Origin of the sequence: Microcystis sp. LE19-195.1E (genome assembly GCF_027532095.1) — a bacterium.
Lineage (GTDB): Bacteria > Cyanobacteriota > Cyanobacteriia > Cyanobacteriales > Microcystaceae > Microcystis > Microcystis aeruginosa.
The window spans coordinates 1-10082 of record NZ_JAPZSZ010000143.1 but is presented as its reverse complement, the minus strand read 5'-3'; the positions used below and the strand labels follow the sequence as shown (position 1 = coordinate 10082).

At 43.3% G+C, this 10082-nt stretch carries 15 protein-coding genes; 5 read left to right on the top strand and 10 right to left on the bottom strand.

The annotated features are described in order from the left end of the window. The 3 genes from O9300_RS08325 to O9300_RS08315 form a co-directional block, all read left to right on the top strand. The coding region (locus O9300_RS08325) for an HD family phosphohydrolase (RefSeq protein ID WP_287971210.1) at window positions 1-2279 on the top strand (2279 nt) is incomplete at its 5' end. Next, window positions 2276-2743, top strand: coding sequence for a DUF29 domain-containing protein (locus tag O9300_RS08320; RefSeq protein ID WP_287971208.1), 468 nt, complete (start codon window positions 2276-2278; stop codon window positions 2741-2743). The genes O9300_RS08325 and O9300_RS08320, both read left to right, overlap by 4 nt. A gap of 38 nt (window positions 2744-2781) precedes the next feature. Beyond that, window positions 2782-3429, top strand: coding sequence for a Uma2 family endonuclease (locus O9300_RS08315; protein WP_287971206.1), 648 nt, complete (start codon window positions 2782-2784; stop codon window positions 3427-3429). Between the two features lie 292 nt (window positions 3430-3721). On the opposite strand, the gene O9300_RS08310 is transcribed toward O9300_RS08315, so the two are convergent. The 9 genes from O9300_RS08310 to O9300_RS08270 form a co-directional block, all read right to left on the bottom strand. Then, on the bottom strand, window positions 3722-3961 hold the full coding sequence (locus tag O9300_RS08310) for a DUF2442 domain-containing protein (RefSeq protein ID WP_286825019.1): 240 nt from the start codon (window positions 3959-3961) through the stop codon (window positions 3722-3724). A 3-nt stretch (window positions 3962-3964) separates the two neighbouring features. Beyond that, window positions 3965-4234 (bottom strand): type II toxin-antitoxin system toxin DhiT, encoded by a 270-nt coding sequence (dhiT, locus tag O9300_RS08305; protein ID WP_158199476.1) that lies wholly within the window; start codon window positions 4232-4234, stop codon window positions 3965-3967. Window positions 4235-4449: 215 nt separating this feature from the next. Continuing rightward, window positions 4450-5124 (bottom strand): hypothetical protein, encoded by a 675-nt coding sequence (locus O9300_RS08300; RefSeq protein WP_287971204.1) that lies wholly within the window; start codon window positions 5122-5124, stop codon window positions 4450-4452. 69 nt (window positions 5125-5193) lie between these two features. Beyond that, on the bottom strand, window positions 5194-5424 hold the full coding sequence (locus O9300_RS08295; RefSeq protein ID WP_024969123.1) for a hypothetical protein: 231 nt from the start codon (window positions 5422-5424) through the stop codon (window positions 5194-5196). A 367-nt stretch (window positions 5425-5791) separates the two neighbouring features. Then, complete coding sequence (locus tag O9300_RS08290) at window positions 5792-6193, bottom strand: toxin-antitoxin system TumE family protein (RefSeq protein WP_502846393.1); 402 nt, start codon at window positions 6191-6193, stop codon at window positions 5792-5794. Continuing rightward, window positions 6194-6496, bottom strand: coding sequence for a hypothetical protein (locus O9300_RS08285; protein ID WP_149973990.1), 303 nt, complete (start codon window positions 6494-6496; stop codon window positions 6194-6196). A gap of 115 nt (window positions 6497-6611) precedes the next feature. Beyond that, window positions 6612-7019 carry a ferredoxin gene (locus O9300_RS08280; protein ID WP_002734255.1) on the bottom strand — a complete coding sequence of 136 codons (408 nt, stop codon included), beginning with the start codon at window positions 7017-7019 and terminating at the stop codon, window positions 6612-6614. Beyond that, window positions 7019-7405 (bottom strand): DUF1257 domain-containing protein, encoded by a 387-nt coding sequence (locus tag O9300_RS08275; RefSeq protein WP_287971201.1) that lies wholly within the window; start codon window positions 7403-7405, stop codon window positions 7019-7021. Before O9300_RS08275 ends, O9300_RS08280 begins: the two co-directional genes overlap by 1 nt. 44 nt (window positions 7406-7449) lie before the next feature. After that, window positions 7450-7665 (bottom strand): DUF2997 domain-containing protein, encoded by a 216-nt coding sequence (locus O9300_RS08270; protein WP_002752708.1) that lies wholly within the window; start codon window positions 7663-7665, stop codon window positions 7450-7452. A 310-nt stretch (window positions 7666-7975) separates the two neighbouring features. Here O9300_RS08270 and bioU point away from each other — a divergent pair, with 310 nt between their 5' ends. Further along, window positions 7976-8977, top strand: a complete 1002-nt coding sequence (gene bioU, locus O9300_RS08265) for a (S)-8-amino-7-oxononanoate synthase BioU (RefSeq protein WP_287971199.1) — start codon at window positions 7976-7978, stop codon at window positions 8975-8977. Here the strand turns inward: bioU and O9300_RS08260 are convergent. Then, window positions 8974-9900, bottom strand: a complete 927-nt coding sequence (locus O9300_RS08260; protein WP_287971196.1) for an RluA family pseudouridine synthase — start codon at window positions 9898-9900, stop codon at window positions 8974-8976. The two genes, bioU and O9300_RS08260, sit on opposite strands and share 4 nt — an antisense overlap. On the opposite strand from O9300_RS08260, the gene O9300_RS08255 reads away from it, so the two are divergent. Continuing rightward, on the top strand, window positions 9891-10082 hold a 192-nt coding region (locus tag O9300_RS08255; RefSeq protein WP_287971211.1), incomplete at its 3' end, for a hypothetical protein. The genes O9300_RS08260 and O9300_RS08255 overlap by 10 nt on opposite strands.

The following is a 10082-nucleotide window of genomic DNA, read 5'->3' as shown; positions in this document are numbered from 1 at the left end:
GTAAACTGCGACGACCCTTAATCTTCCTGTTTACCGTCGGTTGTCTGACTAGCGTGGTCGGTTATCGTTTCTATAATCAGCCGAAATTGGCCGTCGGGACTATTTCCCCGGTTACGATTATCGCCCCCGAAGATGCCCGTTTTCAAGACCAAGAAACCACCGCCCTCAAACGCCAAAAAATTCGGGCTGGACTGCTTCCCCGGCTGAAAAGAGATCCCCAAACCACCGCCCAGATCGAGCGATCGCTGCGAGACACTTTAGGGCAATTAAGTCAAATTAGCCCAATTCTGCGAAAAAATTCCATTTTAATGGGCAGGACTATTTCCAACGCCACAATGGGAACGCTGCTCACCTTTTCTGCCGCTCAATGGTCAACTCTACAAAGCCGCCTCAACTATGAAGAATCTTTTACAAAACCCTTGACAAAAGAGCAGGAATATGCTATAGACGAAATCCAAGCCTATCGTCAGCGCGTGGCCAAGGGGAACTTTGAGCAATTTATTGATCGATTGGGGCAATTACGGCAAATAAAGGAGCAAACCAGCCAAAATTATCGGCATTCCAGCTTAAATAAACTCAAATACGCCGATCTGATCGCAGTGGCCCAAATGGGCGATCGAGAGTGGCAAAACCTAGAAAAAGCCATCCTGCAAGCGGGGCGCCGGATTTTGATACAAGGCATTCCCCCGGGGATTTCCACCAGTCACCTACAGGATACCATCGCCGTGCAGATTAGCAGCGATCGCCTAACCGGTCGCCAGCAGTCTTTAGCCGAAAATATCCTTCTAGCGGCCCTGGAGGGAGAAGCGAACCTGATAGAAGATCGGGAGGCAACCAAAGAACAAGCCGCTAAAGCGGTGGAAGCGGTAGATATGGTCATGTCTAGCGCTCAAACCGGTCAAATTATCGTTAAAGCAGGCGAAACAATTACTCAAGCTCAGTTTGTTCTCATCGATGGCTTTGGTTTAAGCGAACGGGGCATTAACTGGATGGGTTTAGGGTCAACGGCAATCCTTGTCACCAGTGCGATCGGGACTTTTTGCCTCGTTGCCCAGCGTCTCCATCGGCCTCTGCGTCACCGGGATTTTCTTCTCTTGGGTTTACTAAGTTTTACCACACCGATCCTAGCGATCGCCAATATTCCCTTTACCAATCTGGCAGCCGTGGGTTTATTAGTCAGCAGTTTCTACGGCCCGACTCTGGCCGTCACCCAGGTCCTCTTAACTGCCGGTCTTTCCCTATTCAGCAGCCAAGGTATCAGCGCCGATTTAATCGCCGGGACGATAGGGGGACTATTAGCGGCTATGATAGCGGCAAAATTGCGCTCCAGGGATGAATTATCGCTGCTAGGGATGGGAATCGGAGTCAGCCAAGGCGGTGTTTATCTGCTCACTTACCTAATCGTTAGCGCCACGGCCAGCACGATCATCTATACTCTACTACCCACGGCGCTCGTCTATGGTCTATCGGGGATAGCTTGGACGGTAATCGCCCTAGGATTATCCCCCTATTTGGAACGCTGTTTCGATGTGGTCACTCCCATTCGTCTGGTGGAGTTGTCCAATCCTAATTGTAGTTTGCTCAAACGTTTGGCCACGGAAGCGCCTGGTACTTTTCAACATACCCTTTTTGTCGCCTGTTTAGCTGAAGCGGCCGCCCGAAAACTGCACTGTAATGTGGAATTAATTCGCACGGGGACCCTCTATCACGATATCGGGAAAATGCACGATCCTCTCGGTTTTATTGAAAATCAAATGGGTGGCCCGAATAAACACGATGAAATTAACGATCCCTACGTCAGCGCCGAGATTATTAAAAAGCACGTTAGTGAAGGGTTAGTCATGGCCCGCAGACACGGTTTACCGCGAGTGGTTCGCGATTTTATTCCCGAACACCAAGGCAATCTCTTAATTTCCTATTTTTATCAGCAAGCTTTGCAAAAATCCGCCCAAAATGGTCAAGAATTCGTCGATGAGGCGGCTTTTCGCTACGATGGTCCGATTCCCCAATCGCGAGAAACGGCGATCGTCATGTTAGCCGATAGTAGTGAGGCCGCTTTGCGATCGCTAAAAGAGGCCTCCCCAGAACAAGCCATGGATATGATCAAAAAGATTTTTCAGGCCCGATGGCGCGATCAACAATTAGTAGATAGTGGTATTCGTCAGGAGGAATTACCAATTATTGCCGAGGTTTTTGTGCAAGTTTGGCAACAATTCCACCATCAACGCATTGCCTACCCGAAAGCAGTTTTAGAAGTCTCCTCAGCCAAAAAAATATGAAAAAAGATACTTGGCTAAATCAGTTACAATTTCTCTACGAACAAGATGAACATCTCTGGTTGACTGAAACAATTAAACTCCTCAAGGAAAATCGTCTAGCTGAGTTGGATATTCAACATTTAATCGAGGAGTTGGAGGCTTTGAGCAAACGGGATAAAAATCGAGTTGAGAGTTTTTTAAGACAGATAATTATTCATCTTTTGTTGTGGCAATATTGGTCAGAAGAATTTGAATTACATCATCGGCATTGCCAAGGAGAAATAGCCACTTTTAGAGTTCAGCTAAATGGATACTTAAGCACAAATCTAGAAAAATATCTCCTAGATAACCAAGAAAAAATCTATCAAGATGCCGTTTTTATTGTTGGGCAAAAACCTGAAATATCTCCTCACAATTTCCCTCTAAATTGTCCCTATTCCCTTGAACAAATGCTTGATAGGCATTGGTTGCCAGAGCGAAATTAGTTAAATACCACAGGAAAAAATCAAGGATAATTACCAAAATGCTCCTAATTACTCTCAACGAAAATACTTTATCTTTATCTCCGGGCAGTCAAGTTATTTTTCCGCATCAGACTTGGGAAGATTACGAAAGATTGCTGAATTTACGTCTCCAAAAAACCTATCCCAAACTCTATTTTAATCGCAAAACGCAAGAAATTCGGCTTATGTCTCCTTTACCAAGTCATGGCAATCGTGTTGATACATTAAGGGATTTAGTAAAAATTATCCTCCGTCGTCAAGGTAAAGACTGGCAATGTTTTGATCCAATTACCTTGAAAATGCCGGGGGAAGCGGGAGTAGAGCCAGATACTTGTTTTTATATTGATAATAGACAGGCAATTTTAGGCAAAGAGAGAATTGATTTAACTGTTGATCCTCCTCCCGATTTAGCTATAGAAGTGGACTTTACTTCCCTGACTGATGTAGAGGCCTATCAATTGCTAAAAATCCCTGAATTGTGGGTTTATCGTCGGGAAGAATTAAAAATATATCTGTTCAGAGAAGACAGTTATCAAGAAAGCGAAAATAGTCGTCTCTTTCCCGATATAAATATCAAGAAACTTTTCCCCTATTATGTAGAATTAGGCTGGAATCAAGGTTCTAGTCTTGCTTTACGTCAGTTTGAAGCTTTAGAGAATTTTAGTTAATAAATATTACCAATTGTAAATTTAAATATTTTTAAGTATTGAAGGTATTTGCATATAAAATACTTATCATTTTGCCCCGATTGCCTCTAACTTTTCCCTCCCCACAGTAATCACTGGGTAAATAGAAAATTTCTCACTCTTTCTCCTAGAGATGAAGTACAGATTAATCCTTACTCATCAAGTATTTTAGCAACAATAACTAACCTCATCTTTCTGAGAAAGGCTGTAGCGAAAGAAAATCTGATCAGTGGGAGCGTTACTTTTGTTGTTGGGTTTCCTCGCTCGAACTGTTCTAGGTTTGGGAAATGGAGTCAAGATACAGAGTATCCGGACAGATATCTTGTTCGTTCGGCCAAGTTACCGTACCATCTAGAACTTTTACTTGATTAAAATAATGTTGGTTTTTAAGTTCTTGAAAGATGCCAAAATCGAGCAGTGGTGAACAATCATAAATTTTCTTTTCTTCATTAGTAAAGATGAGTTGTAATTGATAGTTGGGCAAAGGGATAACTTCTTTAACTCTAGGATTCATCATTTATCTCAGTGGTTCAATTTTATACGGTTGTTGTCCTGAAATAGCGAGTTCCCAGTTAGCCATCAATTCATCTTGATGAATCTCGATCCAAGCGGAAAGTAATTTCATTTTAGCATTAGGAATAGAGCCTTCAAGAATTTCTCCATCTGGAATGGCGACAATGACTTCCGAATTTTGATATCTAGCATGAATGTGAGGTTTATGGTGTTGTTTATTGTCCATGAAGTACATATAAATAATAATTCCGTAAAACATGGATATGGCTGGCATTTGTATCCTTGTGGTTATTTGAGAGGGATAGGTTTATTATAGCGAAGGAAAATCCGATAAGTCGGCGCGTTACTTTTCATGCTTCGTACTCTACAATAGTTACCAGAGCCGCAATCGCACTATTAATAAATGTAGAGGCACAAAATCCAACACCCATCTCGTTAATTTTGCGAGAAGTTGTTGGGTTTCTACTCGATCGGAGATCAGACTGCTATTTACAGATGATCGTCATACTTTATAAGGTCATCAAAACGATTGCGCGCCGTATCCTCATAATATTTAAAACTTTCTTTCACTATATTCTTTTGTGAGGAATTCAAGTGGTTTAGGTAAATTTTAGCCGTTTTTCTTGCTCCATTTACCTTTCTGGCTAAGGGAATCCTCATTATTTTCTTCAAAATACATATTAAGGAGAGAGACGGTACAAAATAAAACGTGATCTTTAGCCCCATAACTGCATTATCCAGTTCTAATCCTGAATTTCTATATTTCGGGTCAGGTAAGCTAAGAAAATAATCAGTAAATGTAGTATTTAAGATAGTCTCAACAGTTCCGAACGTCTTTCGCCATATTAATGAACGTTCTATTAATGGCACAAGTACGGATTCCTGCAGCATACCTAATATCAAAAACACTATAACAAAAGTAAGCCACCAGAAGTTGTTATCAAAAGATTCCAATTTATTCATTCTTTTACAATACTTATTGAAGCTTGAATTAAATATATCTACTTGTTGCTCCCCATCGAACTGATGCCAATGTTCCAGATAATACTCCAATTCAGAAGAGATTTTTTTGTTTTTGGAGTGAAAGTTTACTTCCAAAAAGTTCTTAACGTTATCACGTCCTATTTGAATTAAATCTCTTCCAGATTCACCTTTCTGAGGCATAAGATTAGTCCCTAAAGTTGAGGTTAATTCACTCCCAGTTTGAATTTAGATGATCGAGGTATTGCTTGTTTAGTTTGAGCTACGTTGAGGAGATGGCTGTTGGGGATTTCCTGATTTTGTAAGCCAACCCGCATTGATTGCCCAAGCAATTCCTCCTGAAGCTAACACCCCGATAAGTAAAAATGAAATCCAAACACTAATATTCGTGCTTGTAATTTTGTCCCCCCCAACGACCTCTGCATCTCTGCCAGCTTTAACCTTTTGAGACGGTTTGTCGTCATTAGGCAAATGGTTCGTCATTTTTGTAACCCTCAATACCTGCTCATGCTTTTCATATTTGAGAACGCTTAGCCGCTAACAGACAACTTTCAGGGTACGTCCCTACTGATAGACTGAAGCAGTCCAACTATAAAATCCATGGATTTTATCCATATAATACACCTATAGAGGTTTTTTTAAGGATTTTTTCCGTATATTGCCCTCGACCGGGATGATAGTTGAAAATTTTCCGTATAACACCCTCCTAGTGATATTATACACGATCTGGCAGAGCCAGTGCTACGCTCCCACCACTCCACCCTCAGCCCGATCGCGCCTACCCCGCGAACTGGCGGATAATTCTCGCGACTTCCTTGAAATTTGGTGAGTTATAGGACTTGGTTTCTTTCTAGAATGCGTTCCACAAAATCTCGATCTCGCGCTCGATTACGGTGATAATTTGTAAAATATTTCTAGATTCGCCAGGTTGAACGTTTAACTCATCTCCTACATGAACATGATCGGGAAAATTGGGTAGATCGGGAAAATGTTCTACGTTATCCCAGCGTTTTCTTAACTTCTGTTTGCTTGCGTCCATCCATTGATAGCGATAGCTTATTGTAACGATGCGTCGATTGATCGAGGTAAAAGCCTCCGCAATTTCTAAAAAATCTCCGTTCGTTAAAAGGACTCTCGCTCGGAAGTAGCCTCGATCGAATAAAATTCTTTCATCGACAATCGCGAAAGAGTTCACAATCGAACTCTCAGATAATTTCCTTTTAACTAGGGGAATATAATCGGCTATCTCCATCTAATTTGATCGTAAACTTATCTCTTTTCTAGCTGCCAATAGCATTTCATAATAAACATTCCACTCGAAATAATCCATAGCATCCCCTAGCTCACCGGAACGAAATCTAGGAGAGAATTCTTCCGAACTCATGCGATATTGATTTTCGTATTGCTTGACACGGGTTTCTAAATCCAAAATTTGAGCGTTAATCTGCAAATTTTCCCGTTGTTCGCTCTCAATTTTACGATTCAGTAACTCTCTTTCTTCCTCGGAGAGAGAGAGAATAATTCGCGCGAGAGAATCAATCAGTTGGGTGTTCATTGTCGTTAAAATCCGAGATAGGATTATTTCCCCTGAGAACTGTAGCAGATTCGATCGAGAGCCGCTGCCATGACTTCTAGGAAATAATAGGTGGATGAGGCTGCACCTATCCACCCTAGATATCTAAATCTGCGGGGCTAAATTTCTTGTGAATCTGAGGAAAACCTAACTGTTTAATCACTTGATGTTTGCGTTCTTCCTCAAGGAATTGCAAATTATTATAATTAACCCAGTGAATACAGTTAACCGGACAAGTCTCGATCGCTTCTTGAATAATTTCTTCCTCGTCACCGTCCTGATTATAGACACGAGAGCGACCGTATTCACCTTCAATAAAAAAGGTATTGGGAGCAACGTGGGCGCAGTGTTTACAACCGATACAAGTGACCTCATCGACGTAAACCGCTTTCTGGCGCAGTAAACCGCCCAATTCAGGTTCAAAACCAGTGCGATCGGGGGAATCTCTTAGGAATCCCCCCAACTCTGGTTCAAAACCAGAGCGTTCGGGAGAAAAATCAGCCATTAGGCACTCCAACGTTGTACCACTAGACGAATAGAACCATCAGTATTTTTTTCCTGTGCTGCCACCTGAAAACCCTGTTTAGCAGTTTCTGCCAGAATGGTGTGGTAGGCATAACCTTGATTTACTTTTCTTAAAAATCCTTCTACGGTTAGGGGTTGTTGCCAGTATTGCAAATCGGCAACTAACTCGTACTCGTTACCATTCCAGCGAAAACCGATATCGTAATTGTTATCTTGTTCAATTACCACCTCTGCGCTTAAAGTTTGACCTTGATAACCTTTGACAGGGTGAGAACCCTCTTTCCATTCCATACCCATATCCGTTAGGGCGGCTTTTAGGTAGGATAGATCGCGGATTTTGGTTTTGATATTGCTAAAGTGTGACATGGTTTTTCAGTGGCTTAAATAAAGGGATCGGGAAAGATGAAAAATTACCAGTCGCTAAAAGTGGCTGCGTTGCTGACTTTCTCTGACTGGCTGACGGTTTGATGGTAATAATCCGAGGTTTTCTCTTGAGACATCAGCTGCCCGAGTTGTGCCTCGATCGCCGCCGTCACCTCTTGACAAGATGAACCGACTATGCCTGTCACCTTTTCCATAACGCGACCATCGGGATAGATGATAAACTCTAGGCTTTCCATGCTCATAGCTCTTCTCGGCGTGATCTGGGGTTTGCAAAGCTCCCTATCGTTTTAATTTACGATAGTTTGCTAATCGTAGCAATCTGGTTAAAATTTTAGCAAAACTTTATATTACGTCACCTAACCACTTTCATTTTTTGTAAGTTTCCCGTAACTTTTCTTCATCGTCAAGGGCGAACCTTGACCCAGGAGGCATAATTTAACAAAAGTACACAAAAAAGACGACCTGAAGCGATAAATTGAAAATAAAGGAGATGCAACGGCGAACCACGACCGCCGAGATCATAGAATTTTGTCTATAGGAATCAGAACAAATATGAATAAACAAATAGCCAGCGATCGCCTTCGGATCGGTGTTTTAGGTTTTGGTGGTTTGGGACAGGCCGCCGCTAGAATTCTCGCCCCCAAACAGGAAATGCTCTGGACTGCCGCCGCCGATAAAGCCGGTTTTGCTTACCACAAAGACGGACTAGATGTCAATACCTGTAACAAAATTTATCATGACCGGGGTTCGATCGGTTATCTGGAAAATTACGGCAGTCTCAGCCAGAACAGTATCGAGGAATTAATCAAAACTGCCGATGTAGAGGGCTATTTTCTCGCCTTACCGAATTTACCTAACAATTTCATGGCCGATATCGCTAAAACTTTCATTCGCTTAGGTTGGCGCGGGGTTTTAGTCGATGCCCTCAAACGTACCAGCGCCATGGAACAAATCTTAGCACTACAAGCAGACCTAGAAGCCGCCGGCATCACCTACATGACCGGCTGCGGCGCTACCCCCGGACTGTTAACTGCGGCTGCCGCCCTAGCTGCCCAGAGTTATGGGGAGATTCATAGCGTTAAAATTACCTTCGGCGTGGGAATCGCCAACTGGGAGGCTTATCGTGCCACCATTCGCGAAGATATCGCCCATTTACCCGGTTACGACCCAGAAACGGCGCACCGGATGAGTGATGCGGAAGTGGAAATGCTGTTAAATAAAACCAATGGCATTCTCAGCCTCGAAAATATGGAACACGCAGACGATATTATGCTGGAATTAGCCGGAATCTGTGGACGCGATCGGGTTTCCGTCGGGGGTGTGGTGGATACGCGCAACCCGAAAAAGCCCTTGAGTACCAATGTTAAAGTCACGGGGCGGACTTTTGAAGGCAAAATTTCCACCCATACCTTCACCTTAGGTGATGAAACCAGTATGGCGGCTAATGTCTGCGGGCCGGCTTTCGGTTATCTGAAAGCGGGGGTTTCCCTACATCGTCGCGGTATCTACGGATTATGGACAGCAGCGGAGATTATGCCGCAATTTGTGCGCTAGGGGTTTCTCTGCCGTAAAATAGCTAAAACTTTCGGGAAAATAGCGGGTAAGGGAGCGATCGCTTCTAGGCTCTCTCCCGTGACCGGATGTACTAAAATTAAACGATGGGCATGGAGTAATTGCCCGGGTAGATTAATCCCGATGGAACGACCTGAACTATAGAGGGGATCCCCAAGAATCGGATGACCGATTTGGCTGCTATGAACGCGAATTTGATGAGTTCTGCCAGTTTCTAGGCGAAATTCCATTAAGGTGTAGTTGCCCAGTCTTTCCTTGACTTGCCAGTGAGTGACGGCATTTCTACCTCCTTTTTCCACGGCAATAATAGCCATCTTTTGCCGATCGCTGCGGTGACGACCGATCGGCAGATCAATTGTACCTGTCTCCGTTTTGGGGACACCATGGACGAGGGCGATGTATTCCCGGCGGGCAGTTTTGGTTTTTAATTGTGCCTGTAGGTGTTGATGAGCCTGGTCGGTTTTGGCAATAACGATCGCACCCGTGGTATCCTTATCTAAGCGGTGGACTATACCGGGGCGTTGAATTCCACCAATTCCGGCTAAATTCGGGCAGTGATGCAGTAAAGCGTTGACCAAGGTTCCCGATTCGTGGCCGGGAGCCGGATGAACCACTAAATCGGCAGGTTTATTGATAATAATCAGATAGTCGTCTTCGTAAAGAATATCAAGCTCGATCGCCTCGGCGGTTAATTGCAGGGGTTGACTGTCGGGAATGGTAATCTTTAAGCGATCACCTTGACCAACTTTAGTATTTTTATTAGTGCAAATTTGACCATTTAACTGTATATATCCCTGTTCTATCAGTTTTTGCAGCCTCGATCTCGATAAATCGGGCAAGTGTGACCCCATCCAAGCATCTAAACGTTCTTTTTTTCCCGCAACTTCTAAGTTTAATTGGTTCATCGGTTTTTAGTGATCAGGGTGTAGGGGAAGGGAGGGGGGCAGGGTGTGGGGTGTGGGGTTTTACCAGTTTTGAGGTGGCCAATTACCTAATTTTCAGGGAAAAAGTGCCTAAATTTCCCCCCGATCACTCCCAGATCCAGTACTTTTTGATTGACAAAAGGTCTAAAAGTCTTACCCAACAA

What these genes read in the sequence shown, in the direction of transcription:
- O9300_RS08320 (WP_287971208.1), top strand. Translation starts at nt 2,276, where the DNA reads ATGAAAAAAGATACTTGGCTAAATCAGTTACAATTTCTCTACGAACAA.
- O9300_RS08315 (WP_287971206.1), top strand. Translation starts at nt 2,782, where the DNA reads ATGCTCCTAATTACTCTCAACGAAAATACTTTATCTTTATCTCCGGGC.
- O9300_RS08310 (WP_286825019.1), bottom strand. Translation starts at nt 3,961, where the DNA reads ATGAATCCTAGAGTTAAAGAAGTTATCCCTTTGCCCAACTATCAATTA.
- dhiT (WP_158199476.1), bottom strand. Translation starts at nt 4,234, where the DNA reads ATGCCAGCCATATCCATGTTTTACGGAATTATTATTTATATGTACTTC.
- O9300_RS08300 (WP_287971204.1), bottom strand. Translation starts at nt 5,124, where the DNA reads ATGCCTCAGAAAGGTGAATCTGGAAGAGATTTAATTCAAATAGGACGT.
- O9300_RS08295 (WP_024969123.1), bottom strand. Translation starts at nt 5,424, where the DNA reads ATGACGAACCATTTGCCTAATGACGACAAACCGTCTCAAAAGGTTAAA.
- O9300_RS08290 (WP_502846393.1), bottom strand. Translation starts at nt 6,193, where the DNA reads ATGGAGATAGCCGATTATATTCCCCTAGTTAAAAGGAAATTATCTGAG.
- O9300_RS08285 (WP_149973990.1), bottom strand. Translation starts at nt 6,496, where the DNA reads ATGAACACCCAACTGATTGATTCTCTCGCGCGAATTATTCTCTCTCTC.
- O9300_RS08280 (WP_002734255.1), bottom strand. Translation starts at nt 7,019, where the DNA reads ATGGCTGATTTTTCTCCCGAACGCTCTGGTTTTGAACCAGAGTTGGGG.
- O9300_RS08275 (WP_287971201.1), bottom strand. Translation starts at nt 7,405, where the DNA reads ATGTCACACTTTAGCAATATCAAAACCAAAATCCGCGATCTATCCTAC.
- O9300_RS08270 (WP_002752708.1), bottom strand. Translation starts at nt 7,665, where the DNA reads ATGAGCATGGAAAGCCTAGAGTTTATCATCTATCCCGATGGTCGCGTT.
- bioU (WP_287971199.1), top strand. Translation starts at nt 7,976, where the DNA reads ATGAATAAACAAATAGCCAGCGATCGCCTTCGGATCGGTGTTTTAGGT.
- O9300_RS08260 (WP_287971196.1), bottom strand. Translation starts at nt 9,900, where the DNA reads ATGAACCAATTAAACTTAGAAGTTGCGGGAAAAAAAGAACGTTTAGAT.